We start from the raw sequence: 25424 nt of genomic DNA, 5'->3' as shown, positions 1-25424 counted from the left end.
GAAACGAGGGAAGTCTCAGGACCGCACCGAACCAACAGCCCCCACCACAGTGAACGGGCGACGAACAGCGCGACGTCAGTTGGCGAACAACGCCGCGGAATCCCGGACCCTTAGCCCGGACGGGCTAACGCCCGATGGTCAGGACGGGCAGGTCAGCCCTCGACGCCGTGCCGCGCGATGAACGCCAAGATCGCCTCGGCCAGCTCGGGCCGGCACACCACCACGTCGGGCAGGTAGACGTCGTCTTGGTTGTAGCGCAGCGGCGAGCCGTCGACCCGGCTGGTGTGCAGCCCGGCCGCGGCCGCGACGGCGACCGGGGCCGCCGAGTCCCACTCGTACTGCCCGCCGGCATGCACATAGGCGTCGGTGAGGTCCCGCACCACCGACATCATCTTGACGCCGGCCGAGCCCATCGGGACCAGTTCCGCGTCCAGCTCGGCCGCGAGCGCCTCGACGAACGCCGGCGGGCGGCTGCGGCTGACCGCGATCCGCGGCCGCTGGTGGCTGCGCGGTGGGACCACCGGCGGGTTGCCGGTGCGGAACGTCTCGCCAAGCGCCGGCTGCGCCACCGCTGCGGCGCTGAGCCCGCCGATGCGGGACTCCCCCCGGCCCCACAGCGCCACGTGCACCGCCCAGTCGTCGCGGGGCGGCTCGGAGAACTCCCGGGTGCCATCCAGCGGGTCCACGATCCAGACCCGCTCCGCGCTCAGCCGGCGGTCCTTGTCGGCGGCGTTCTCGAGCGCCTCCTCGGAGAGCACCGCGTCGTCGGGGCGGTACGCCGCCAGCAGCTCCATCAGCAGGTCGTGGGCGGCCTTGTCGCCGGCGTCCTTGAGCGCCTTGCCCTCCAGCCCCTCGGCCCTCACCTCCAGCAGCCGGCGGCCGGCCTCCTCCGCCAGCCACGCGGCCAGCAGGTGGTCGTCGGCCAGGATCTCGGCGGTCGGCGGCAGCGCACTCATGGCGGCCACCCTACCGAGACCGCCGGGTGACTAGCGTGGTCGCGGCTCCCGCCGGACGAGCACCGCGATCTTGTCGATCCGGTGCTGCGGGTTCCCGAGCCGATCGGTCCAGAAGTCGCCACGGGCGTGGTCCTCGGGCGTGGCGCAGGTCGACAGGGTGAGGTAGCCGCGGTGCGGCGTCGCGCCGGGGTGTCCCGGCACGGCCGCGCGCTGGCGCCGCAGCGAGCGGGCCGAGCGGAAGTCGACCCAGCGGGTCCGGACCACCCGGTAGACGTAACGCCACCGCCCGGCGTCGACCAGGATCCGGGCCCCACGCGGCAACGACGGTGTCCGGCGGAAGACGCCGCCATGGGCGGTGCGGTGCGCGGTGATCTGGTAGTTGCCGATCCCGCCGGGTCCGACACCGCCGTGGGGGCCGTGCGGGCTGGCGGCGATGCCGCGGTTCTGGATCCGGGTGCCGGGCGCGTCGTCGGTCACCCCGCGGTAGTCGACCACCCGCAGCCGGTGGATGCCGATCCGCGGGATGGTCAGCCGGGCGTCGCGCGGCGAGCCGTCGCTGGCGATCTGCGCCGACTTCGCCCGGCTCGGCCACCAGGTCGGGTGCCCGGCCCAGGTCGGGCCGACGCCGACCAGCATGCCCACCAGGACCAGGGCCACCACCACACCCAGCGCGCGCTTCCTCACCAGCTCGAGGTACCCACGCCGTACTCCCCAATTCAGGGGATAGCCGGGCCGGAAGCCCCGCGCCGCGATGCCCGCCGGGCGACGGTCTGGTCATCCAGCTATGGGAGGTCTCGATGAAGGTAGCCGTCTTCGGTCTCGGGTACGTCGGAACCGTCACGGCCGCCGGCCTGGCGGCCGTCGGTCATGACGTCGTGGGGGTCGACGTGGACCCCGTCAAGGTCGCCACCGTGACGGTCGGCGACAGCCCGGTGGTCGAGCCGGGACTCGTCGAGCTCGTCCGTGCTGGTGTCGAGTCAGGTCGCCTCAGCGCGACGACGTCGGCGGCGGACGCGCTCGATCGGGCCGACGTCTCGCTGCTGTGCGTCGGGACGCCGTCGGGGGCGCAAGGTCAGACCGATCTGCGCTACCTCGACGGCGTCCTCGCCGAGATCGCCGCGGCGCTGCCGCAGGTCAGCCCACCCGAGAGCGGCCATCACGCGGTGGTGGTGCGCAGCACGGTGCCGCCGGGCACCGGCGAGACGCGCGTCGCCCCGGTCTTCGCGAAGGCGCCGGCGGGTTGGTCGATCGGCACCGCGATGTGCCCGGAGTTCCTGCGCGAGGGCTGCGCTGTCGCCGACTTCTTCGCCCCGCCCTTCGTGGTGCTCGGCACCGCCGACCAGCAGACCGGCGCCGCCTTGGAGCGGCTGTTCGCGTTCCTCACCAACCGGCCTCGGCCGGTCGGGCTGCACCACACCGGCATCCCGACCGCGGAGGCACTCAAGTACGCCTGCAACGCCTTCCACGCCACCAAGGTCTCCTTCGCCAACGAGCTGGCCCGGATCTTCCGTGGGTACGGCGTCGACTCCCGCGAGGTGATGGAGGTCTTCTGCGCCGACACCAAGCTCAACATCGCGCCCAGCTATCTGCGGCCCGGGTTCGCCTACGGCGGCAGCTGCCTGCCCAAGGACCTGCGCTCGCTGCAGCACCTGGCCCGGACCCTGGGCGTGGACGCGCCGCTGCTGGCCGGCACGGCGCAGACCAACGAGCTGGTGGTCCGCGACGTGGTGGAGCGGGTCATCGACTCCGGCGCCCACCGGGTCGCGCTGCTCGGACTGAGCTTCAAGTCCGACACCGACGACCTGCGCGAGAGCCCCAGCGTGGAGCTGGCCGAGCGCCTGATCGGCAAGGGCTTCGAGGTCCGCATCTATGACCGGATCGTCAACCCCGAGCGCCTCTCCGGAGCCAACCTGCGCCACGTCCAGGAACGGCTGCCGCACCTGAACGCGCTGCTCGCGGCCGACCCCGCCGAGGCCCTGGAGGGCGCGGAGGTGGTCCTGGTCGCCGACGCCGCGCTGACCATCACCACCGCGGTGGTGGCCGCGAACCCGCCGTACCTCATCGATCTGCATGGCGGTCTCGGGACGGCAGTCGAGTCGCTCACCGGCTACACGGGGGTGGGCTGGTGAGCACTCGACTGCTGGTGATCGTGCAGAACCTGCCGGTCCCCTTCGACCGCCGCGTGTGGCTGGAGTGCACGACGCTGCGCGAGGCCGGGTACGACGTCACGGTGGTGTGCCCGCAGGGCCACGGCACCGGGGCGCGCCAGACCGTCGACGGCGTCCGGATCCTCGCGTACAAGCCCTATGCGCCCGGAGGCAGCGCCCTCGGCTTCGCACTGGAGTACGTGTGGTCGTTCCTGGCCACCGCGTGGCTGGTGGCCCGGGCCCGGCGCTCGGGCCGGTTCGCCGTGATGCAGGCCTGCAACCCGCCCGACATCTTCTGGCCGATCGCGCGCTGGCTGCGGCTGCGCGACCACACCCGCTTCGTCTTCGACCACCACGACCTGTGTCCGGAGCTGTTCGAGTCGCGCTTCCCCGGCGGCTCGGGTCTGCTCCACCGCGGATTGCTGGCGCTGGAGCGCGCGACGTTCCGCACCGCCGACCGGGTGATCTCGACCAACGAGTCCTACGCCCGGATCGCGCGGGAGCGGGGCGGCGTACCGGCCGATCGGGTCAGCGTGGTGCGCACCGGGCCCGACCCGGTGCGCTGCGCCCCGGTCCCGCCGCAGCCGGAGCTGCGCCGGGGCCACCGGCACCTGGTGGCCTACGTCGGCGTGATGGGCCCGCAGGACGGCGTCGACGTGGTGCTGGCGGTGGCCGAGGAGGTCATCCACCGGCGCGGCCGGCACGACATCGCCTTCACCCTGATGGGACGCGGCGACTGCTGGTGGGACCTGGTCGCCGAACGCGACCGGCGCGACCTGGCCGACCACGTCGAGCTGCCCGGTCGGGTCAGCGACGCCGAGCTGGCGGCGGTGCTCTCCACCGCCGACCTCGGGCTCTCCCCCGACCCGCGCCACCCGCTCAACGACCTGTCCACGATGAACAAGACGATGGAGTACATGGCCTTCGGGCTGCCGGTGCTCGCCTTCGACCTGGTCGAGACCCAGGTCTCTGCCGGGAACGCCGCCGCCTACGCCGACCCGCGCTGCGCCGACCCGATCGGCGCGTACGCCGATCTGCTCCTCGACCTGATCGACGACCCGGCCCGCCGGGTGGGGATGGGCGTGGTCGGGATGCAGCGGGTCGAGCGGTCGCTGGCCTGGGCGCACCAGGCGCCGACGTACCTGCGGGTCTACGACGAGCTGACCGGGCGGGTGTCCGCCGGGGTCGGCGGGATCGCCGTACCACAGCAGCGGCAGGGCGCGCTCGAGCCGCAGGAAGTGACCCCTCGACCCGCCACAAGTGACCTCTCGGCGGGGGTGGGGTGATGTGCGCGATCGCGGGCGCCTTCGGGCAGCAGGACGGCAAGGAGCTGGTCGCCGCGATGACCGAGCGGCTGGCCCACCGCGGGCCCGACGCCGGCGGCCTGGTCGAGCACGTCACGCCGACCGCCTCCGTGGTGCTGGGGCACCGCCGGCTGGCGATCCTGGACCCGACCTCGGCGGCCGACCAGCCGCTGCGGCGGGACGGGCTGACGCTGGTCTACAACGGCGAGCTCTACAACTTCCGGCAGCTGCGCGCCGAGCTGGTCGAGCACGGCGTCAGGTTCACCACCGGGTCGGACACCGAGGTGGTGCTGGAGGCGTGGCGCCGGTGGGGGCCCGCCGCGCTGGCCGTGTTCCGCGGGATGTTCGCACTCGCGATCCACGACGAGGTCACCGGCGAGCTGACCCTGGCCCGTGACCCGCTCGGGATCAAGCCGCTCTACACCATGGCGCGCGGCGACGGACTGCTGTTCGCCTCCGAGCTCAAGGCGCTGACCGCGGTGGTCGGCTCCGAGCTGCGGGTCGACCCGGCCGCGATGGTGGCGGCCGCGCTGTTCCGCTGGCTGCCCGCGACCCGCTCGGCGGTGGCCGGGGTCGAGCAGGTGCCGCCGGGCACATGGGTGACCTACCGGCCCGGCCGACAGGTGCGGTCGGGCACGTTCTGGGACCCGGTCGCGATCGCCGAGACCGCCGCGCACGGCGCCCCGGCGGACCTGGGCGCCGTGATCGAGGAGGCGGTCAGCGCCCACCTCGTCGCCGACGTACCGGTGGCGACGTTCCTCTCCGGCGGCCTCGACTCCAGCATCGTCACCGCGCTCGCGCAGCGGCGCAGCCCCGACATCGAGGCATGGACGATCGCGTTCCGGGCCGGCGACCAGCACCTCGAGGCGATGCCCGACGACGCCCGCTACGCCCGGCTGCTGGCCCGCCACCTCGGCCTGCGGCTGCACGAGATCGAGCTGCGGCCCGAGATCGCCGACCTGCTGCCGGCGATGGTGGCCACGCTCGACGAGCCGATCGGCGACCCGGCGGCGATCAACACGTTCCTGATGTGCCAGCAGGCGCGGGCCGCCGGGGTGAAGGTGATGCTCTCGGGCACCGGCGCCGACGAGCTCTTCGGCGGCTACCGCAAGCACCTGGCCTGCCTGCTGGCCGGCCGCTACCAGCGCCTGCCTCGCCCGGCCCGCGCGGCCGCGCGGCGTACCGCCGCCGCGCTGCCGGTCGCCGCCGCCGGACGCGGCCTGCGCACGGTGCGCTGGGCGCGGCGCTTCCTGGACTTCGCCGAGCTGGGCGAGGAGGAGGCGTTCCGCCGCTCCTACTCGCTCTACGCCCCCGGCGAGCTGGGCGCGCTCCTCGACCCCGCGCTCGACACCGCCGTCGGCCAGGCGATCGACACCCACCGCGCGGTGTACGACGACGCCCCCGCCGGCCTCGACCGGGTCAACCGGATGTGCCTGGCCGACGCCCGGATGTTCCTCCCGGGGCTCAACCTGACCTACACCGACCGGGCTTCGATGGCAGCCTCGACCGAGGTGCGGGTGCCGTTCGTTGACCCGGTCGTCTTCGCCGCGGCGTTCGGCCTGGCCGGCCGCGCGAAGATCGCCGGCCGCACCCAGAAGGCGGCACTCAAGGACGCCGCCCGGGCGTGGCTGCCGGCGGCGATCATCGACCGGCCGAAGGCGTCGTTCGGCGCGCCGATCCGAGCCTGGCTCGGCCAGGACCTGCGCGCGCTGGTCGACGACGCCCTGCTCGGCGGCGAGCTGGTCGGCAGCGGGTTCCTCCGCCCCGAGCCGCTGCGCCGCCTGGTCGACGACCAGCGCGCCGGCCGGCGCGACCTGGCCCTTCAGCTGTGGCAGCTGCTCACCCTCGAGCTGTGGCTGCGTGGGATGCGGACGCAAGGAGTGGCGGCATGAAGCAGGTGGCCCAGAACTACCGCAGCGGTGAGCTGACGGTCCTCGACGTACCCGAGCCGGCGTGCCGGCCCGGCGGTGTCCTGGTCCGCAGCCTCTACTCGCTGATCTCCACCGGGACCGAGCTGATGAAGGTCAGCGAGGCCCGGCTCTCCCTGGTCGGCAAGGCCAAGGCCCGGCCCGACCAGGTCCGCAAGGTGGTGGAGTCGGCGGCCCAGCTGGGCCCGCTGGCGGCGTACCGCAAGGCGATGGGCAAGCTGGAGCGCTGGACGCCGCTGGGCTACTCGCTGTGCGGCGTGGTCGAGGCGGTCGGCGAGGGCGCGGAGGAGTTCGCGGTCGGCGACCTGGTGGCCTGCGCGGGCAACGAGTTCGCCCTGCACGCCGAGGTCAACTGGGTGCCCACCAACCTGGTGGTGGCGGTGCCCGACGGGGTCGCGCCGGAGCACGCCGCGTTCGCCACCGTGGGGGCGATCGCCCTGCAAGGGGTACGCCGCGGCGAGGCCGCCCTGGGCGAGAGCGCCTGCGTGATCGGCCTCGGCTTGGTCGGGCAGCTGGTGGTCCGACTGCTGGTCGCCTCCGGCGTGCGGGTGGTGGGCGTCGACACGGTGCCCGAGCGTTGTCGGCTGGCCGAGAAGGCGGGCGCGGTGCTGGCCACCGGGCCCGACGCGGTCGACGCGCTCGGCACGGCACTCGGTGGCCGGCACGCGCAGGGTGCCGACGTGGTCTTCCTGGCCGCCGGCGGGCACACCAACCAGCCGGTCGAGCTGGCCGCTCAGCTCGCCCGGGACCGCGGCCGGATCGTCGACATCGGCAAGACCCGGCTCGACCTGCCCTGGAACGCCTACTACGAGAAGGAGCTGGAGCTGCGTTTCTCCCGCTCCTACGGTCCCGGCCGGTACGACGACCGCTACGAGCTGGACGGTCTGGACTACCCGGCCGGCTACGTCCGCTGGACCGAGCGCCGCAACATCGCCTGCTTCCTCGACCTGATCGCCGCCGAGTCGCTCGACGTGGCCACCCTGGTCGACGAGGTCCGGCCGGTGACCACGGCCACCGAGACCTACGAGGAACTGCGCACCGGCGCGCTGCGCGGGGTCGGGTTCCTGTTCTCCTATCCCATGGATCCCACGGATCCCACGGATCCCACGGGTCCCACGGGCGCCCCCACCGGAAGCGCCCCCACCAGCGTGGCGGCCGGCGAGGCGATGCCGGCCGTCACGACCACCCCCCGCCGGCCGGCGGACGGCCGGGTCCGGCTCGGCGTGATCGGGGCCGGCAACTACGCCGGGTCGATGCTGCTGCCGCACTTGGCGAAGGACCCCGGCGTGCACCTGCGGGCGGTGGCCACCGCGACGGCGCTCAGCGCCGCCAACGCCCGCAGCCGGTTCGGCTTCGAGCGCGCGGTGACGGACGCGACCGACATCCTCGGCGACCCCGACCTGGACGCCGTACTCATCGCCACCCGGCACCACACCCACGCGAGCCTGGTCAGCCAGGCGCTCGAGGCCGGCAAGGCGGTCTTCGTGGAGAAGCCGCTGGCGCTGACCGAGGACGAGCTGGACGCCATCGCCGAGACCGTCGCGCGCACCGGCAACGACCGGCTGATGGTCGGCTTCAACCGCCGCTTCGCGCCCCTCTTGGTCGACCTGCAGCGCCGGTTCGGGCCGACCACGACGCCGCTGGCACTGCGCTACCTGGTCAACGCCGGGCCGCTGGCCGCGGACAGCTGGTACCGCGACACCGCCCGCGAGGGCAGCCGGTTCGCCGGCGAGGGCGGCCACTTCATCGACACCCTCGCCGCCTGGGTCGGGGCGCCGCCGACCAGCGTGCACGCCGTCGGCGACCCCGCGGGCGACCTGCAGGCCACGCTCTCCTTCGCCGACGGGTCGACCGCGTCGCTGACCTATGCCGCCAGCGGTACCGCGCGGGCGCCCAAGGAGGTGCTCGACGTGACCGGCGAGGGCCGCTGCGCCCGGCTGGACAACTTCGCCAGCGCCACCGTGTGGACGCCCCGCGGCCGCGAGGTGAGGCGCCAGCGCTTCGGCCAGGACAAGGGCCAGCGCGCCGAGCTGGCGGCGTTCGCCGAGGCGGTCCGCACCGGCGGCCCGATGCCGATCCCGCTGGCGAGCCTGCTGAGCACCACTCGGGCCACGCTCGCGGTCGGCGCCAGCCTGGTGAGCGGAACGACGGTGGCACTGTGAGCACGCACACCGCACCGCCCGCCGGCAGCCTGCGCTGGTACGCCGCCCGGCTGCGGCGGATGTCGCCCGACGAGGTCGCCGAGCGGGTCGGAGACGCGGCCCGCAGGCTCAGCTGGAGCCGGCAGCAGGTGCTCCCGCACCAGCTCTCGCCGCTGCCGCGCACCCTGCTCGCCGACCGCCCCGGCCCGGCCCCGCTGCCGGCCGGCACCCAGGAGCTGGTCGACCCGGCCGCCGCCGAGGCGGTGGTCGCCGCCGCCGACCGGATCCTGGCCGGGCACTGGCCGGTGCTGGGCGTGGAGCGTGGTGACGTGCTCGACCCCGACTGGTTCCTCGACCCGATCAGCGGCCGGCGCGCCCCGCAGCACCGGCTCGCGTTCCGGGTCGACCCACGCGACGAGACCGTCACCGGCAACGTGAAGCAGGTCTGGGAGCTGTCCCGCCACCACCATGTGACGGTGCTGGCCACCGCGTGGTGGCTGACCGGCGAGGAGGTCTACGCCGTGGTCGCCGCCGCCCAGCTGCGCTCCTGGTGGGAGGCCTGCCCGCACCTGTGCGGCATCCACTGGACCAGCGGCCTGGAGCTGGGCATCCGGCTGATCAGCTGGGCGTGGGTGCGCCGGCTGCTGGCCGACTGGCCCGGCGTCGAGGGACTGTTCGGCGAGGACGCGCAACGCCAGCTGTGGTGGCACCAGCGCTACCTGGCGGCGTTCCCCAGCAGGGGCACCTCGGCCAACAACCATGCCATCGGCGAGGCCGCCGGCCGGCTGGTCGCGGCATGCGCGTTCCCGTGGTACGAGGAGAGCGCCACCTGGCGCGAACAGGCCGCCGCCGAGCTGGCCGAGACGCTGGCCGCCAACACGTTCCCCAGTGGGCTCAACCGCGAGCAGGCCAGCGACTACCACCGGTTCGTCACTGAGCTCGGCCTGGTCGCCGCGGCTGAGGCGGACGCCGCCGGCGTACCTCTGCCGGAGCACACCTGGCGGCTGCTCACCGCGTCTGTGGACGCGGCCGCCGCGGTCGTCGACGTGGCCGGCAGGCCGCCCCGGCAGGGCGACGGCGACGAGGGCCGTGCGCTGCTGCTCGACGACCCGGACGGCGGGGCCTGGGCCCAGCTGCTCGACGTCGGCGCCGCGCTGACCGGCACCGCCGGCTGGTGGACGCCGCCATCGGCGAGCGTGGCCGCCACCCTGCTGGCCAGTCTGGCGCCTGGTCGTGCCGGCACCGCGACCACGGCGGGCCGGGAGCCGATCGCGCCTCGGGTCTTCGGCGATGCCGGTCTGACCGTGCTGCGCAGTGCCCCCGAGGACGGCCCGGAGATCTGGTGCCGCTGCGACGGCGGACCGCACGGGCTGCCCGGCATCGCCGCACATGCCCACGCCGACGCGCTCGCGGTCGAGGTTCGGTACGACGGAGTCGACGTGCTGGTCGACCCGGGCACGTACTGCTACCACGACCAGGCCCCCTGGCGCGCCTACTTCCGCTCCACGCTGGCGCACAACACCATCGAGATCGACGGGGTCGACCAGTCCGAGCCCGCCGGGCCCTTCCTGTGGTCGCGCGCCGCCGAGGCCGGCGTCGACGGCGTCCGGATCGAGGCCGAGGGGCAGACCTGGGTCGGCCACCACGACGGCTACGACCGGCTCGGCGTCCACCACGAGCGGGTGGTGGCGCTCGCCCCCCGCAGTCGGCAGCTCGCGCTGGTCGACATGCTCACCGCACTCGACCACCGCGTGCACGAAACCCGGATGGCACTGCATCTGGGCCCCGACGTACACGTCCAGCTCGACGGCGCCACCGCCTGGCTCAGCTGGCCGGGCCGCGACGGCGCCCGCCAGTCCGCGACGCTGGCGCTGCCGCACCAGCTGACCTGGAGCACACACCACGGCGAGACCGACCCGATCCTGGGCTGGCACTCGCCGCGCTTCGGGGAACGCGTCCCGACCACCACGCTCCTCGGCACCGGCGAGCTGGCCGGCGAGGTCGAGCTGTGCACCTGCCTGCAGTTCCACGCCCTGCCGGTGCCCGGCTCGGTGCGGGTCGTGCGGCCCCGCGAGGAACCCGAGCCCGGCGCTGTCGCTCACCAACCACGGACGGAGTCCTGACGTCATGGCGGAACAGATCGTCGACCTGAGAGCCGCGGGGGCGGCACTGCGTCGGCACGCAGGGCTGATCATGCTCGTGGGCCTGCTCGGCGCGGTGCTGGGCGCCGGCGTGCCACTGGTGCGGCCGCCGATGTTCACCAGCACCAGCGAGGTGCTGTTGCCGACGCCGACGGTGGTGCAGGGCCAGCAGCCGGACACCGAGACGCAGATCGAGATCGCCGAGAGCCCGAAGGTCCTCGGAGCCGCCGGACGGATCGCCGCGCCGGAGCTGTCGTTCCGGCAGCTCGGCAAGCGGGTCGTCGTCTCGGGGCCGAGCGCGCAGACGCTCTCGTTCGAGGCGAAGGCCCCCACCGCCGCGCAGGCGAAGAAGCTCGCGACCGCCCTCAGCCAGGCCGAGGTCCGGTACGCCGCCGACGTGGCCGCCCAGGACCGGGGCGGCGGCCTCCGCACGACCCTCGACACGCTCAAGCAGGACGTCAGCGAGCTCCAGACGGCGGTCCGGGGCGCCAAGGGCGCCGACTCGCCCGCCGCGACGACCCTCAGCGCCCAGCTCGCCACCCTGACCGGGCAGCTGGAGACGCTGTCGGCGACGACCGCGCCGGTGACGGGCACCGCGACGATCCTGCAGCCGGCCTCCACGCCGGAGCGACCGAACGTGGTCGACACCTACCTCGTGCCCGTGGCCGGCGGTCTGCTGGCGGGGCTCCTGCTGGCCGGCGTCGCCGTCCTGCTCCTGGCCCGAGTGGACCGTCGGCTCCGGCGCCGGGACCAGTTCGCCACCACGATCGGCAGCCCCGTGGTCGCCACCTTCCGCGGGCGCACCGCTCGCGCCATCGGCGGCTGGCATCACCTCCTGGCGGCGTACGAGCCGAACCCGGTCGACGCCTGGGCGCTACGCCGGGTGCTCCGCGAGGTCCCCACCGGCGCCGACGGGCGTCGTACCGTCACGATCGTCGGAGCCGAGAGCGACCACCGCGGGCTCGCCCTCGGACCGCTGCTGGCGTCCTACGCCGCCTCCGTCGGGATCGGCACCGAGCTGGTCGTCGACACCGCCGCTCCGACGACGAGCTTGACGGTGGCGATCCGGCGCGCGGCAGGCACCGAGATGCGGCCCGGCCTCCACGTCGCCGAGGGCGGGCCGAGCGCCGGCGCGGACCTCACCGTGATCGTCACCGTGGCCACCACCGCCACCATCGCCACGCCGCCGGCAAGCGATCCAGTCCGGGAGGACAGCTCGGTCCTGGTCGGCCTGGCGGCCGGCGCGGTCACGGCGAAGCAGGCGGCACAGGCGGCGATGACGGCCGACACGCTGGGCCGGCTCGTCGGCGTCGTCGTGGTCGACCCCGACGTCCACGACCACGCGCAGCCGCAGATCGGCGGCAGCGCCCGGCCCGGTTCGGTCGGGCTGGCGAGGGTCTCGAGCCAGAAGGCGGCACTGCGATGAGCGGCTGGAACGTCGAGGAACCCCTCGAGGACGAGTACGTGGGCACGCCGCCGAGCCCGCTGGCCAGCCTCCTCTACCTGACCAACGCACTCCGGCGGCGCTGGCGCACGTGGGTGACCGCCGGCGTGCTCGGCATGGTCCTGGTCGGCGCCTACACCTGGCAGTTCCCGCCGGAGAGCACGGCGACGGTCGGGCTGTCGCTGCAGCACCCCAGCGGCACCGACGCCGCCTCCCAGATGCAGAACGACGTGGTCATCCTGATGACCCGCCAGGTCGCCGGCCGGACGCTGGCGGCACTGCACGAGGACATCACGACCGACAAGTTCCTCAAGAACTACACGGGCACGGCCAAGACGAGCACCATCCTCGAGATCTCCGTCCGCGCGCACAGTCCGGAGCAGGCGGTTCGCACCGCGACGGCGCTGGCGAAGACCTACCTCGCCTACCGCGCCGACCAGCTGCGGATCTCCTCGACCGCGGCGATCGCCGGCGTACAGAGCCAGATCGCGTCGCTGCAAAGCCAGCTCGCCGCGGCCCAGGCCCAGTACACCCAGTTCGAGAACGACCCCGCCCAGAGCCGCGTGGCCAGCACCGCCCTGCAGCAGACCACCGCGCTCCGGTCGCAGATCGGCGCGCTGCAGACCACCGTCCAGAGTGCGCAGAGCGCGACCAACTCGCTGATCAGCTCCAGCGTCGTACTCGACCCGCCCGCCGTCGTACCGACCTCGCGGGCGCTGGACCTGGCGCTGATCCTGTTCGCCGGCGCCGTCGGCGGGATGGCGCTGGGTGTCGCCGCCGTGGTCCTCGACGCCCTGCTCTCCACGCGGCTGCGCCGTCGGGAGGACATCGCCCTGGCCGCCGGCGCACCGGTCACGCACAGTGTGCCGCGGCTCCGCTCCCGTTCGCTCACCCGGACACCCCGAGCCGGAAGCGGGAAGGGCGGTCGAGCGCCGGCCGCGGCGTACGGCCTGCACGTGCTCGCCCAGGGACTGATGGCCGCGGTCGACGACAGCGCCACCGGCCGGGTCGCGCTGGTGACCCTCGACAACGAGGAAGACGGCCTGGCGGTTGCGGCCTTCGCGGGCGCCGAGCTCACCAGCGAGCGACGTCAGGTCTTCCTCGTCGACCTCAGCAGGTCCGGTCGCATGGCCGAGCGGGTCGACCGGGCGGTCGGCGCGGCGGTCCGCCCGTCGGCAGCACCGACGACCTACCGCCCCGAGGTGCCCGCGCCGTTCGCGCGCGGACCGCTGGCCGAGGCGCCGGGGCGCCGAAGCGACCTCGGGCACAACGACCCGACCCGGGCCCGCTGGGATGCTGCCGACGTCGTCCTGGCCGTGGCGCCGGGCGACCTCGACACCGGGCTGGATCACCTCGCTGGCTGGGCCGACAGCGCCGTCCTCCTGGTCACGGCCGGCCGCTCGACCGCCGAGACGATCGCCTCCACCGCCGGCCTGCTACGCAGCGCTGGTCTCGCGGTCGGCTCGGTGCTCGTGATCGGGAGCGACGGCACCGACCGGAGCCTCGGGCGCCTCCAGGACGCCGCCGACGCCGCAGACGCCGCCACCCCGACCGGCTCGACTGCCGCCGCGTCGCGAGGGCGCGTGCTCTCATGAGCGTTGCGGTGCCGGCCGTCGTGCGGCCACGCCAACGGGACCGACGCATCTGCGCCGTACCACCGCTGGTGACCGCGGCCTGGGCGGCCCTCTTCGTCAACGTGCTGGGCTGGGGCAGCGACATCACGCTGGTCTCGATCCCGCACATCGTCGGGCAGATGATCGCGCAGGCCGCGCTCCTGCTCGCCTTCGTGCTGGCGTTGCTGGCAAACAGGCGGATGGTCGTGCGGCCGACCGTGCTGCTCGTCGTGCTCTTGGTGATGGCGGTGGCCACGACCATGGCCGTCGGGAACAGCGAGTTCCTGCGCAGCTCGATGTACCGATCGGTCCGCTTCGTCGGCTTCGTCTCGGTGCTGTGGCTGCTGACGCCGTGGTTCGGACGCCGGGACATGGTCCTACTCCGCACCCATCTGCGGGTCATCCGCGGGGTGCTGGCCACGGTGCTGCTCGGAGCCGTGATCTCGCCGGGGCTCGCCTTCTCGTTCGAGGGCCGGCTCTCGGGCACGGTGTGGCCGATCCCGCCGACCCAGGTGGCCCACTACGCCGCGGTCCTGCTCGGCATCACCACGCTGCTGTGGTTCTGCCACGTCGTGCGGGGCCGGACGCTGCTCGCGACCGTCTTCATCGGCCTGCCGCTCCTGCTCGCCACCCACACCAGGACGGCGCTGCTGGCCTGCCTCGTCGGGCTCGTCGTCGGCGGGTCGAGCCTGCTGCTCACCCGTGCCCGCGTGCGCCGAACCGTGGTGGCCGGCCTCGTCGGCGGCGTCGCCGGCCTCGCGGTCTTCCACGACGTGGTGGTCTCGTGGTTGCTGCGCGGTCAGAGCACCCAGGACGCCGCGCAGCTCACCGGCCGCACCAAGGTCTGGACCCAGATCGCCGCGCTGCACCGCGACACGGTCCACACCATCTTCGGCAACGGCATCTCCGACATGTCGTTCAACGGCCTGCCGATCGACAGCAGCTGGTTCTCGACGTACGTCGACGAGGGCTGGTTCGGCATCACGCTGCAAGTGGTCGCCCTGCTCGTCGTCCTCGGCGCCGCGGTGACCAGGCCGCGTGGGCCACAGCGTGCCATCGGGCTCTTCGTCGTCGCCTACTGCACGGTCGCCTCCATCACCGAGACCGGTCTGGGCGCGCCGTCGCCGTACCTGCTCGACCTGGCGGTGGCCGCCGCCGTCCTCGCCACTCCTCTTCCTCTGTCCGCGCCGACCAGAGCGGAGGTGCGGTCGTGACCGCCGAGCTGCCCACGATCGAGGGCGGGGACGGGATCTCGCGACGAGCCGTCGTCACGGCGCGTCGTGCGACGCACCGCGGCAGCGGTCCGACCCAGCATCGGCGGGTTGCGCTCCGCGTCGGCTGGGGGGTCGCCGACCAGGGCATCTCCAGCCTGGGCAACCTGGTGCTCGGGGTGCTCGTGGCGCGCGCGCTCTCGCCGCACGACTTCGGCGCGTACGCGGTGGCGTTCACGACCTTCGGGTTCATCCTCTCCGCCAACCGCGGTCCGTCGACCGACCCCCTGCTGGTCCGCCACAGCGGGCCGCGCACGGCCGAGTGGCGACGCGCGGTCTCGGCGTGCACCGGCTGCGCGCTCACCATCGGGATCGCCAGCGGCATCGGCTGCCTCCTCGTCGGCCTGGCCCTGCCCGGTCAGCTCGAGGCCGCGTTCGTCGCGCTCGGGATCGGCATGCCGGGCATCCTGCTGCAGGACAGCTGGCGCTTCGCGTTCTTCTCCTCCGGGCAGGCGCACCTGGCCTTCGCCAGCGACCTGCTCTCCGGCCTCCTGCAGACCGGAGGCCTGCTCACGCTGGTGGCGTTCCACGAGCTGACCGTCTTCTCCGCGATCCTCGTCTTCGGGGTCACCACCGGCCTCGCCGGGCTGGCGTCGGTCGCTGTCGGCCGCATCGTGCCGAACCTGCTGCTGGTCCGGTCCTGGCTGGTCCAGACCCGCTCGCTCGGCACCCGGTACCTCGTCGAGAACCTCAGCCTGGGCACCTTCCGCCAGCTGCGGATGGCCACCATCGGGCTGATCGCCGGCCTGGCCGCCGTCGGCGCCATCCGCGGAGCCGAGATCCTGACCGGCCCGCTGATGATGCTCAACGCCGGCGTGAGCCAGGTCGCCGTGCCGGAGGCGAAGCAGGTGCTCGACCGCTCCCCGCACCGCTTGGAGCGCTTCTGCCTCGCGCTGGCCGCGCCGCAGATCGCCGTCACGGCGCTGTGGGCCGTGGTCGCGTTCGCGTTCGTGCCGCGGGGCCTGGGCCACCTCCTGCTCGGCGACAGCTGGAAGGCGGCCGCGCAGCTGCTCCCGCCGATGATGGTCGTGACGGTGACGACGATCTTCGCCAACGGGGCGATCGCCGGCGTCCGCGCGCTGGGCGCGTCGCGACGCAGCATGGCGACTCAGCTGTGCAACACGGCGGTGATGTTCGCCCTGAGCACCCTCGGGGCGGTCGCGACGGGGACCGCGCTGGGCTCCTACTGGGGCTTCGCGGCCGCCGGCGTCTTCGGGACGACGTGCTGGTGGTGGCAGCTGCGACAGGCGGTCGCCGGTCACCTGGCGACCCACGGCAGGCCCGGGGTCGGCGTCGGCCGGGCGCTCGGCGTGGACCTCGGTGTCGAGGGAGGCGAGCGCTGATGCGACGGCCACGCCGTGCCCGCGCCCGCGCCGGCGAGCTGCGGGTGCTCAGCCTCGTCCCCGACCTCACCGCCACCGGCGGCGATCGGTGGGGGTATGAGCTGATGCGGCTGTGGGCGCTGATGGGCATCGAGGCCGGCGTCTTCCACGTGCTGGGCCGCGCCGAGCGCGCCCAGGTGCTGCCACCTCCGGGCGTGGAGGTGCTGGGTGGGTCGGACCGCACGAAGTTCCGTGACGAGCTTCCGGCGACCTTCGTGCGGCTGTGCCGGGCCCTACGGCGGTACGACGTCCTGGTGATCCGCACCGTCACCCTCGACGCGGTCATCGGGTACGTCGCCGCCCGGGTGATGCGTCGGCCGGTGGTGGCCTACAGCCAGGGCATCATCGATGAGTCGCTCGACCTCTACCAGTCGCCCGGGCGCCGGCGGCTGCTCAGGTTCGTGCTCCGCCGGGTGGACTTCTACCTGTGCGTCACGCCCGAGTCGGGGCGGGCCGCGGTCCGGATCGGCGTATCTCCCGACCGGATCGCGGAGGTGCGCACCAGCCTCGACGTGGACCACGTGCGGGCGCTGGCCCGGGAGCCGGTCGCGCCCCAGATCGCGGCGTCCACGCCGCTGTCGGGACCGCGGGCACGCCGTGCCGTGATCAACGTGGGCTCGGTGGAGTACCGCAAGGGGCAGGACCTCCTGGTGCGCGCGATCGCCGCCCTCCGCGCCCAGGGTCACGACGTGCCGGCGGTGCTCGTCGGCCCCGACCACGGGACGGCGGCCGAGATCCGGGCACTGGCGGCGAGGTGGGGGGTGGCGGACCTGGTCTGCCTCGCCGGAAGCTGCGAGAACCCGATGCCGCTCATCGCCCGCGCCGGCGCCATGGTGCACACCGCGCGCAGCGAGGCGGTCGGACTGGTCATGCTGGAGGCGCTGGCGCTCGGCGTACCGGTGGTGGCCAACGACTCGCCCAGCAACGGTCCCCGCCTCGTCCTCGACGACGGCCGGCTCGGGCGGCTCGTCGACGCCGAGGATCCCGAGGCCCTGGCCGCGGCCATCCGGGACGCGCTCGAGGACGGCGGCCGCGACGCCGCCGGAGTCGCGGCGGAGGCCTACCTGCGCGCCGAGTTCTCCCCCGAGCGCGCGGCGGCCACCGCGATCCGGATCCTGCGCTCGATCGCCGCCGGCGAGCACCCGCCGGCGCTCGACCCGGCGCCGATCGCCGCCCGCGCATGAACGTCCACCGGCCGCGGCCCGCACCCGCCCGCGGCCCCGATCCGCAGGAGCAGCATCCGATGAAGATCCTCATCGCCCACAGTCGCTATCGGGCAGGTGCGCCGAGCGGCGAGAACCGGGTCGTCGACAGCGAGGCCGCGGCGCTGGCGGCCGCCGGCCAGGACGTGACGCTCTTCCAGCGGCACAGCGACGAGATCGCGGGGTGGCCGCTCACCCGGAAGGCCGCACTGCCCGCCCTCAGCGTCTACAACCCGGCGGTACGCCGCGAGCTGACCGACCTGCTCGGCCGCGAGCGCCCCGACGTGGTCCACGTCCACAACACCTTCCCGATGTTGAGCGCCTCGGTGCTCGAGGCCTGTCGGGACGCCGCCGTGCCCGTGGTGGCGACCATGCACAACTACCGGCTGGCCTGCGCGAGCGGTGACTTCTTCCGCGACGGTCAGCCGTGCCATGCCTGCGCCGACGGGTCGGTGGGCGCCGCGCTGCGGCACGGCTGCTACCGAGGCTCTCGCGCGGCCACGGTCCCGGTCGCCACCGCGCTCCTGGCCAGCCGCCGGTCGTGGCGCGAGCTGGTCTCGGCGTACGTCTTCATCTCGGTCTCACAACGCGACCTCCTGGCCGGGGTCGGCCTGCCGTCGGAGCGGGTCTTCGTCAAGGACAACTTCGTGGCTTCGCCACCGGTCACCGCGGCCGGAACGACCGAGGGCCGCGGTCACCTGGTGAGCTCACTGGGCCGGCTCGACGCCGCCAAGGGTGTCCCGCTGCTGATGGCGGCCTGGGACCACTTCCGGCGGGCGAACCCGCGGTCTCCGCTGCGGCTGGCGATCGCCGGCGACGGGCCACTCATGGGCCGGGTCCGCGACTGGGCGACGGGCCACGGGAGCGTCGACGTGCTCGGGCACCTGAGCAGGCCGGAGGCCACCGCCCTGATCGCCCGGTCGCTCGCCGTCGTGGTCCCCTCGGCCTGGGAGGAGACCTTCGGCCTGGTCGCCGTCGAGGCGATGGCTGGCGGGGTGGCGCCGATCGTGCCCGACCGCGGCTCCTTCCCCGACCTGGTCACCGACGGCGTCGACGGTGCGCTGTTCCGCCCCGGCGAGGCACGCGACCTCGCCGGCCTGCTGGCCGACGTCGACCGTGCCCCCGAGCGCTTCGTGGCGCTGGGCACGCGGGGCCGGCGCACCCATGCCGCGCGGTTCGGCCAGCACACCAACATCGAGCGGCTGCTCGGGATCTATCGCTATGCCATCGAGCATCCCGCCGTCGGCACCCCCGCACCGGCCCTCGCCTCAGGAGCGCGCCCATGAACGCACCCACGCTCAGCATCGGTCTGCCGGTCTACAACGGCGAGCGCTACCTCGCCGAGGCACTCGACGCCCTGCTCGCGCAGACCTACACCGACTTCGAGCTGATCATCTCCGACAACGCCTCGACCGATCGCACGGCCGAGATCTGCCGGGACTACGCCGCCCGCGACGACCGGATCCGCTACCTGCGGCAGCCGGTGAACATCGGCGCGCAGCCCAACCACAACGCGACCCTCGACCTGGCCCGCGGCCGGTACTTCAAGTGGGCCTCCCACGACGACCTCTACGCGCCCGACCTGCTGCGCCGGTGCGTGGAGGTGCTCGAGACCCGTCCGGAGGTCGTCCTCGCGCACTCGCTGGACGCGATGATCGACGAGAACGGCGCGATCATCCACCAGGCGCCGTACCCGCTCCGGACCGACGGCCCGGACCCCGCCGTACGGCTGCGCAGCCTGCTGCGGACGCCGGGCGGCAACGACTTCTACGGCGTGGTGCGCACCGAGGTCTTCCGGCACATCGGCGGCCAGGGCTCCTACCACAACTCCGACCGCACCTTCGTCGCCGCGGTGTCGCTCTACGGCCCCTTCCATCAGGTGCCCGAGGTGCTCTACTACCGCCGCGACCACCCCGACCGCGGCGAGCGCGCGCGCTCCCACCGCGCCCGGGTCGTCATCGGCAACCCGAAGCTGGCCAACCGCCTGCGCCACCCCATGGTCACGCTGTACGCCGCCTATCTGCTCGGCTACGTCGGCGCCATCCTGCACGCGCCGCTCAGCCCGGGCGAGAAGGTGCGCTGCCTGCGGGAGTGGCTCGGGTGGCTCACCCGCCGGGCCGCCCCGGGTCAGCAGCGGCGACTGCCGCAGAGCAGCGACCCGGCGGTGCTCGCCCGCCAGGCGGGCACCCGCCGGACGCTGCGGGTTGCCGCGGTCGGCTACCTCGGCATCGGCAACCTCGGCAACGAGGCGCTGCTGACGGCGCTGCACGCCTGGCTGCGGTCGGAGCACCCCGAGGTGGAGCTCAGCGCGATCGCGGTGGGCCCGCGCGAGGTGACCCGCGACCATGGCATCCCGGCGGTCAGGCTGATGACCTATCGCCGCGACCTCGACCACGGCGGCCTCGGCCTGGCCGCCCTCAAGGCACTCGGGCGGCTGCGCGACATCCCGCACCTGTTCGCGTGCGTGCGCAAGGTCGACACGGTCGTCGTGCCCGGCTCCGGTGTCCTCGAGTCCGGGTTGGGCATCCCGCCGTGGGGGCTGCCCTACTGGCTCTTCGTCACCGCCTTGGCGTGCCGGCTCCAGCGCCGTCGGTTCGCGCTGGTGAGCGTCGGCGCGCAGTACCCCGACCATCCGGCGACCCGGTTCTTCTACCGCTGGACGCTGCGGCTGGCGTCGTGGGTGAGCGTGCGGGACTCCTGCTCCGCCGAGGCGGTCCAAAGGCTGGGTGTACGCCGGCGGGTGGCCGTCTACCCGGATCTGGTCTTCTCCTCCCCCACGCCCAGCGCCCGGCCCGGCCGGCCCGGTGACGTGGCGGTCGGCGTGATGGCCTACTACGGCAGCCCCGGCTCGTCGCTGCGCGGCCCGGCTGCTCGTGCGGCGTACACAGCCGGGGTGACGCGCCTGGTCGAGCGCCTGGCTGCGGGCAAGCGGACGGTGACGCTGATCGTCGGGGACGAGGCGGACCGCGAGGTCGCCCGCGAGGTCGCCGCCCGCGTCGCCCGGCCGGACCTGGTCACCATCTCGACCGCCACCGATCTGGACGGCATCATGCGCGACATCGCCGACACCGAGGTGGTGGTCGCGGCCCGCTTCCACAACCTCATCGCCGGCCTGAAGATGGGCAAGCCGACCGTCTCGCTCGGCTACGCCCGCAAGGCCGAGGACCTCCTCTCCCGGTTCGGGCTGGGCGGCCTGAGCCAGCCGATGGACGACTTCGACATCGATCTCTTGGTCACGCAGCTGGACAAGGCCCGCGGCGTCGACGACTTCGCCGAGCGCAGCCAGGAGGAGCTGGAACGCTGCCGGCGCGAGCTCGCCGAGCAGTTCGACGTGCTCTCGGTCGAGGTGCTGGGTCGGCCATGACCACCGACTCGCCCCAATTGGGTATGTCCGCGCCACCCGCGCATCGGGCCGGCGCGCGCTCGCTAGACACCAAGGGAGACATCGAGGGTTGGCACTCCGCCCACACCTCGGACGCCCGCCCTGGAGGAACCGAATGAGGTACCGACCCGACCTGGACGGCATCCGAGCCGCGGCCATCCTCGCCGTGATGGCCTACCACACGACGATCGGCGCCTTCGGCGGAGGCTGGCTGGGCGTCGACGTCTTCTTCGTGCTCTCGGGCTTCCTGATCACCACGCTGCTGTTGCGGGAGTTCGACGACACCGGCCGGATCAGCTGGGCGCGGTTCTACGGCCGGCGCGCACTGCGTCTCTACCCGGCGCTGATCGCCATCGTCGTCGCGGGCCTGGTCTTCTTCCGCGACTTCGGCGATCACGGCACCCTGCGGGGCTACGGCACGACCGCGCTGCTGGCCCTCACCTACACCGAGGACCTCGTCTACGGCCTGACCGGCGACCCGCACGGGAACATGCTCCACACCTGGTCGCTGTCGGTCGAGGAGCACTTCTACCTGATCTGGCCGCTGGCGCTGATGGTGCTGCTGCCCTGGCGTCGGCGGGCGTCGTGGTGGGTCGGCGGCGCCGCCGTGGCGAGCTGGCTGGCCATGGCGGCCACCGTCCACGTCCACTCGGCCGACGGGACGCCGTACCGCTCCTACATCCTGCCCTGGTCGGTCGCCTGGACCCTGCTGGTCGGCTGTGGCCTGGCCGTCATCGTCCGCAGCGGTCGGCTGCCGCGCATCCTGGCGCAGACCCGGGTCGGCGTCACCGCCGCGGTCCTGGCCGTGCTGGCAACCCTGGCCGCCGCGCGGCTCCCTCGAGAGCCGCACATGGTGTGGGAGTCGACGCTGGTGGTGCTCGGGACCGCGGTCCTCATCGCCCACCTCGACACCGAAGGCGGGCTGCTGCGCCGGCTACTGGGCTGGGCGCCCCTCGCCTACGTCGGCCGACGCTCCTACGGTCTCTACCTCTGGCACTTCCCGATCCTGGTCCTCCTGCAGCGCCACCTGAACGCCGGCGGTCGCCTCGACGGGATCGCGATGGTCGTCCTGGCCTTCGCCGCCGCCGAGGTCTCCTATCGCGTGGTGGAGCGGCCCTTCCTGCGGCTCAAGTCCCGGATCGGTACCGGGAAGGCCATCTCCTCGACGTCGCAGCCAGCGCCCAACGCCCGACGCAACGTCCCGATCCCAGGGGGAACCCCATGACCCATGCACCCGACGTGATCCGCGGGCCGAGCATCGCGCCGGCGAGCACCTCCGACGGTCCGCCGCGACGCTCGCGCATGCTGCAGCTGTCCGCCCTGCAGATCCTGCGCGGACTGTGCGCCTGGATCGTGGTCCTGGTCCACATCGTCCAGTCCTACTACCGCGGTCACGCTCCCAACGCCTTCTGGGCCGATCTCACCCGGTTCGGCCAGTTCAGCGTGGACACCTTCTTCATGATCAGCGGCGTCGTGATGGCGATCGTCGGGGAGAAGTACGTCGGTCGCGGCGCGAACTTCGCGCTCAACAGGGCACAGCGCATCGCGCCGGCGTACTGGATCTTCACCACCGTGCTGGTGGTGAGCGTCCTGGCACTGCCCGCCGGGACCTACCTGACGAGCTGGACACCCTGGACACTCATCCAGTCCTACCTCTTCATCCCGAACCACAACCCGAACGGCGTCGGCATGTATCCCACGCTCTACGTGGGCTGGACGATCTTCTTCGAGCTGATCTTCTACGTCGTCTTCGCGCTCTGCCTGATGCAGCGACGGGTCCCCGGGTGGCTGCCGTGCTCCGCGCTGCTCGCGGGCGGGGCGATCGCGTTCTGGAACCACGGCATCGTGCGCGAGAACCCGTTCATCCTCTTCGAGTTCGCGCTCGGCATGACGCTGTACCGTTTCTTCGACGCGGTCAGGTCGGGCCGACGCGGACGACAGCTGCTTCCCGAGGCCCCGATCCTCGCGGCGTGCCTCGTCTTCGCGGTGATGCTGCGTGTCCTCGGCGTCACGGGTCCCACCGGTGTGCAGGTCGCGACCGGGATGCTGGTGGCGATCCCCGTCCTGGCGATCACTCTCGTGATCGACATCTTCGGAGTGACCACGCTCGGGGTCGGCAGGATCGTGCGCTCACGCTTCCTGCTGGCGCTCGGTGACTACTCCTACTCCACCTACCTCGCCCACATCATCGTGATCGGGTGGGTCTTCGCGGTGGTGCACACCGCTTGGGGCGACGGACTGCGGCCGGCGGCCGTCCCCCTGATCCTGCTCCTCACCCTGGGCGTCTCCTGGGCCTCCTACCGCCTGATCGAGCGTCCGTTCATGCGCCTCAAGCTCCGTCTCCCACGGCGCCGCCGGGCGGTCGCGACCGCTCCCGTCGGGACCGCTGCGGGGCTCATCGCGGCGGCGGAGACGTCCTCACCCGCGGTGGCCGCGTCGCCGACGCCGGCCGAAGGCTGAACCCGGCCGCGGGACGCCACAGCGGCAGCTGCGCGGCGAGCGCGAGCAACGCCGTCCCCAGGAGCGCCCCCGCCGCCACGTCGGTCACCCAGTGCACGGCCGTGAGCAGCAGGCAGCTCGCCACCAGTGTCGTCAGCACGGCGAGGGCGAGCCAGCCGAGCAGCCGCCTGCCCCGAAGCAGGACGATCCCGCCGCCGAAGCAGACGATGCCCACCATGTGGCCCGACGGGAAGCTTCCGCCGAGGTGGGCGGTGCTGCCGTGGATGTCCGGGATGGCCAGCGTGTGCTTGACGACCACGACGGACGAGGTCGCGAGCGCGATGAGGCCGAGCGCGGCCACCAGCGGCCACGGCGAGCGGCGGCGGAGTGACGAGATCGCGGCGACCAGACCCAGGGCGATCCCGGTCACCGTCGGCTGGCAGAGGTTCACCACGACATCCTCGAGCCGCTGCGGGGTGCCCCAGCGGCCCGGTGGCAGGAACCAGTAGCGGGCCCGCAGGTCGACCTGGACGAGCGGTCCCGTGTGCACGGCGTAGCACAGCACCAGGAAGAGGCTCAGCGCCCCGGCGGCGGTGCCGCGGGCGGCCCCGCGAGCGGTCACGCCGGCGCAGCCGGGACGCGGCCCGCCCAGGGCCCGGCGGCGCCCGGACGCCGGCTCATCGGACGCCGGCTCATCGGACGCCGGCGAACACGAGGGTGAGACGGTCGCCGACCTCGGCCAGCGGGGGCGCCGTCCGGTCCGCCTCCGATTGCAGGGTCACCGGCAGCGGCCACGGGATGGCGAGCAGCGGGTCGTCGTACGCGATCGTGAGGTCCTCGCTGGGGTCGTGCTCGCGGTCGATCCGGTACGACGTGTCGGCGGGCTCGGTGAGCGCCTGGAAGCCGTGCGCACAGCCGGCCGGGACGTAGATGGAGTTCTGCAGCTCGCCGGAGAGCTCGAACGACAGCCAGCTCCCGTACGCCGGCGAGCCCGGCCGCAGGTCGACCACCACGTCGAAGATCCGCCCGCTGGAGCAGCGCACCAGCTTCGACTCGCCCCGCCCGACCCGCAGGTGCAGGCCCCTGACGACCCCGCGGGCCGAGCGGGAGATCGAGTCCTGCACGAACCGACCCGGGTCCAGCCCCGCGCTGCGGGCGACCTCGGTGTCGAACGTGCGGGAGAAGAAGCCGCGCGCGTCGCGGTGCGGCGTCGGCGTGAACAGGAGCAAGCCCGGGATGGCGGTCTGCTCGACCTTCATCGTCCCTCCCCAAATGTGGGCAAAGCGGTCGATGTCGATCCAACGCGAGCGGGCCGCTTCCAAGACTCGTGGACGACCGATTTCACTCATTTGGGGGTCCCCATCCATGTCGGCACCGACCTGTCGCCTCTGCGGCACCGAGCTCACCCACACCTTCGTCGACCTGGGCATGTCGCCGCCGTGCGAGAGCTATCTCGCGGCCGACCAGCTGGACCAGGGCGAGACCTTCTACCCGCTGCACGTGCGGGTCTGCACCGCCTGCCTGCTGGTGCAGCTGCCCGCCTACATCCCGGCCGAGGACATCTTCAGCGACTACGCCTACTTCTCGTCGTACTCCGACTCCTGGGTGCGGCACGCGGAGCGGTACGTCGAGCACGCCATCGACCGGCTCGGTCTCGACGAGAGCAGCTTCGTGGTGGAGGTGGCGAGCAACGACGGCTACCTGCTGCAGCACACCGTGGCCCGCGGCATCCGCTCGCTCGGGATCGAGCCGGCCGCCAACGTGGCCGAGGCGGCGATCGCCCGCGGCGTCCAGACCGAGGTGGCCTTCCTCGGCGAGGAGACCGGCCGCAAGCTCGCCGAGATGCACGGCCCGGCCGACCTGGTGGTCGCCAACAACGTCTTCGCGCACGTGCCCGACATCGTCGACTTCGCCCGTGGCCTGCGCGCGCTGCTGGCCGAGGACGGCACCGTGACGATCGAGATCCCGCATCTGCTGCGGCTGATCGAGGGCAACGAGTACGACACGATCTACCACGAGCACTTCTCCTACCTGTCGCTGCTGACCACCCAGCGGGTGCTCGCGGCGGCCGGTC

At 73.3% G+C, this 25424-nt stretch carries 19 protein-coding genes; 15 read left to right on the top strand and 4 right to left on the bottom strand.

Features of this window, described 5'->3' with window-relative positions; genetic code table 11:
- Positions 1-152 precede the first annotated feature (152 nt).
- Together VHA72_RS06400 and VHA72_RS06395 are read right to left on the bottom strand one after the other, a co-directional pair.
- The gene (locus tag VHA72_RS06400) at positions 153-956 is read right to left on the bottom strand and encodes a 3'(2'),5'-bisphosphate nucleotidase CysQ (RefSeq protein WP_325573613.1); all 804 of its coding nucleotides are present in this window, start codon (positions 954-956) and stop codon (positions 153-155) included.
- A 30-nt stretch (positions 957-986) separates the two neighbouring features.
- On the bottom strand, positions 987-1640 hold the full coding sequence (locus tag VHA72_RS06395; RefSeq protein ID WP_325573612.1) for a sortase domain-containing protein: 654 nt from the start codon (positions 1638-1640) through the stop codon (positions 987-989).
- Positions 1641-1753: 113 nt separating this feature from the next.
- Between VHA72_RS06395 and VHA72_RS06390 the strand changes: the two genes are divergently transcribed.
- The 14 genes from VHA72_RS06390 (at position 1754) to VHA72_RS06325 (ending at position 23371) form a co-directional block, all read left to right on the top strand.
- On the top strand, positions 1754-3085 hold the full coding sequence (locus VHA72_RS06390) for a nucleotide sugar dehydrogenase (RefSeq protein ID WP_325573611.1): 1332 nt from the start codon (positions 1754-1756) through the stop codon (positions 3083-3085).
- Positions 3082-4389, top strand: coding sequence for a glycosyltransferase family 4 protein (locus tag VHA72_RS06385; RefSeq protein ID WP_325573610.1), 1308 nt, complete (start codon positions 3082-3084; stop codon positions 4387-4389). Before VHA72_RS06390 ends, VHA72_RS06385 begins: the two co-directional genes overlap by 4 nt.
- Positions 4389-6299, top strand: coding sequence for an asparagine synthase (glutamine-hydrolyzing) (gene asnB / locus VHA72_RS06380; protein WP_325573609.1), 1911 nt, complete (start codon positions 4389-4391; stop codon positions 6297-6299). The genes VHA72_RS06385 and asnB overlap by 1 nt, the downstream gene beginning before the upstream one ends.
- The gene (locus VHA72_RS06375; protein ID WP_325573608.1) at positions 6296-8497 is read left to right on the top strand and encodes a bi-domain-containing oxidoreductase; all 2202 of its coding nucleotides are present in this window, start codon (positions 6296-6298) and stop codon (positions 8495-8497) included. The genes asnB and VHA72_RS06375 overlap by 4 nt, the downstream gene beginning before the upstream one ends.
- The gene (locus VHA72_RS06370; protein ID WP_325573607.1) at positions 8494-10599 is read left to right on the top strand and encodes an alginate lyase family protein; all 2106 of its coding nucleotides are present in this window, start codon (positions 8494-8496) and stop codon (positions 10597-10599) included. Before VHA72_RS06375 ends, VHA72_RS06370 begins: the two co-directional genes overlap by 4 nt.
- 4 nt (positions 10600-10603) lie before the next feature.
- The gene (locus VHA72_RS06365) at positions 10604-12043 is read left to right on the top strand and encodes a Wzz/FepE/Etk N-terminal domain-containing protein (RefSeq protein WP_325573606.1); all 1440 of its coding nucleotides are present in this window, start codon (positions 10604-10606) and stop codon (positions 12041-12043) included.
- On the top strand, positions 12040-13656 hold the full coding sequence (locus VHA72_RS06360; protein ID WP_325573605.1) for a YveK family protein: 1617 nt from the start codon (positions 12040-12042) through the stop codon (positions 13654-13656). Before VHA72_RS06365 ends, VHA72_RS06360 begins: the two co-directional genes overlap by 4 nt.
- Positions 13653-14888, top strand: coding sequence for an O-antigen ligase family protein (locus tag VHA72_RS06355; RefSeq protein WP_325573604.1), 1236 nt, complete (start codon positions 13653-13655; stop codon positions 14886-14888). Before VHA72_RS06360 ends, VHA72_RS06355 begins: the two co-directional genes overlap by 4 nt.
- Entirely contained in the window at positions 14885-16288 is a 1404-nt protein-coding gene (locus tag VHA72_RS06350; RefSeq protein WP_325573603.1) for an MATE family efflux transporter, read from the top strand. The genes VHA72_RS06355 and VHA72_RS06350 overlap by 4 nt, the downstream gene beginning before the upstream one ends.
- Positions 16288-17511, top strand: a complete 1224-nt coding sequence (locus tag VHA72_RS06345) for a glycosyltransferase (protein WP_325573602.1) — start codon at positions 16288-16290, stop codon at positions 17509-17511. Before VHA72_RS06350 ends, VHA72_RS06345 begins: the two co-directional genes overlap by 1 nt.
- Positions 17512-17570: 59 nt before the next feature.
- Positions 17571-18815, top strand: a complete 1245-nt coding sequence (locus VHA72_RS06340; protein ID WP_325573601.1) for a glycosyltransferase — start codon at positions 17571-17573, stop codon at positions 18813-18815.
- Positions 18812-20893: a glycosyltransferase gene (locus VHA72_RS06335; RefSeq protein ID WP_325573600.1), complete on the top strand. Its 2082-nt coding sequence runs from the start codon at positions 18812-18814 to the stop codon at positions 20891-20893. The genes VHA72_RS06340 and VHA72_RS06335 overlap by 4 nt, the downstream gene beginning before the upstream one ends.
- Positions 20894-21026: 133 nt before the next feature.
- Positions 21027-22136 carry an acyltransferase family protein gene (locus VHA72_RS06330; protein ID WP_325573599.1) on the top strand — a complete coding sequence of 370 codons (1110 nt, stop codon included), beginning with the start codon at positions 21027-21029 and terminating at the stop codon, positions 22134-22136.
- Positions 22133-23371: an acyltransferase family protein gene (locus VHA72_RS06325; RefSeq protein ID WP_325573598.1), complete on the top strand. Its 1239-nt coding sequence runs from the start codon at positions 22133-22135 to the stop codon at positions 23369-23371. The genes VHA72_RS06330 and VHA72_RS06325 overlap by 4 nt, the downstream gene beginning before the upstream one ends.
- On the opposite strand, the gene VHA72_RS06320 is transcribed toward VHA72_RS06325, so the two are convergent.
- A complete protein-coding gene (locus VHA72_RS06320) occupies positions 23307-23972 on the bottom strand; it encodes a phosphatase PAP2 family protein (protein WP_325573597.1) in 666 nt (221 codons plus the stop codon). The genes VHA72_RS06325 and VHA72_RS06320 overlap by 65 nt on opposite strands.
- Before the next feature lie 70 nt (positions 23973-24042).
- Entirely contained in the window at positions 24043-24609 is a 567-nt protein-coding gene (gene rfbC / locus VHA72_RS06315; RefSeq protein ID WP_325573596.1) for a dTDP-4-dehydrorhamnose 3,5-epimerase, read from the bottom strand.
- A 106-nt stretch (positions 24610-24715) separates the two neighbouring features.
- Here rfbC and VHA72_RS06310 point away from each other — a divergent pair.
- A partial coding sequence (locus VHA72_RS06310; protein WP_325573595.1) for a class I SAM-dependent methyltransferase occupies positions 24716-25424 on the top strand: 709 nt, incomplete at its 3' end.

It is taken from the genome of Nocardioides sp. (assembly GCF_035547795.1).
Lineage (GTDB): Bacteria > Actinomycetota > Actinomycetes > Propionibacteriales > Nocardioidaceae > Nocardioides.
The sequence above is the reverse complement of the archived record's forward strand: the minus strand, read 5'-3'. Positions and strand labels throughout refer to the sequence as shown.

Excerpts from the sequence above, each read along its gene's own strand:
- VHA72_RS06400 (WP_325573613.1), bottom strand. The coding sequence starts at position 956 with ATGAGTGCGCTGCCGCCGACCGCCGAGATCCTGGCCGACGACCACCTG.
- VHA72_RS06390 (WP_325573611.1), top strand. The coding sequence starts at position 1,754 with ATGAAGGTAGCCGTCTTCGGTCTCGGGTACGTCGGAACCGTCACGGCC.
- asnB (WP_325573609.1), top strand. The coding sequence starts at position 4,389 with ATGTGCGCGATCGCGGGCGCCTTCGGGCAGCAGGACGGCAAGGAGCTG.
- VHA72_RS06375 (WP_325573608.1), top strand. The coding sequence starts at position 6,296 with ATGAAGCAGGTGGCCCAGAACTACCGCAGCGGTGAGCTGACGGTCCTC.
- VHA72_RS06365 (WP_325573606.1), top strand. The coding sequence starts at position 10,604 with ATGGCGGAACAGATCGTCGACCTGAGAGCCGCGGGGGCGGCACTGCGT.
- VHA72_RS06360 (WP_325573605.1), top strand. The coding sequence starts at position 12,040 with ATGAGCGGCTGGAACGTCGAGGAACCCCTCGAGGACGAGTACGTGGGC.
- VHA72_RS06355 (WP_325573604.1), top strand. The coding sequence starts at position 13,653 with ATGAGCGTTGCGGTGCCGGCCGTCGTGCGGCCACGCCAACGGGACCGA.
- VHA72_RS06345 (WP_325573602.1), top strand. The coding sequence starts at position 16,288 with ATGCGACGGCCACGCCGTGCCCGCGCCCGCGCCGGCGAGCTGCGGGTG.
- VHA72_RS06340 (WP_325573601.1), top strand. The coding sequence starts at position 17,571 with ATGAAGATCCTCATCGCCCACAGTCGCTATCGGGCAGGTGCGCCGAGC.
- VHA72_RS06335 (WP_325573600.1), top strand. The coding sequence starts at position 18,812 with ATGAACGCACCCACGCTCAGCATCGGTCTGCCGGTCTACAACGGCGAG.
- VHA72_RS06330 (WP_325573599.1), top strand. The coding sequence starts at position 21,027 with ATGAGGTACCGACCCGACCTGGACGGCATCCGAGCCGCGGCCATCCTC.
- VHA72_RS06325 (WP_325573598.1), top strand. The coding sequence starts at position 22,133 with ATGACCCATGCACCCGACGTGATCCGCGGGCCGAGCATCGCGCCGGCG.
- rfbC (WP_325573596.1), bottom strand. The coding sequence starts at position 24,609 with ATGAAGGTCGAGCAGACCGCCATCCCGGGCTTGCTCCTGTTCACGCCG.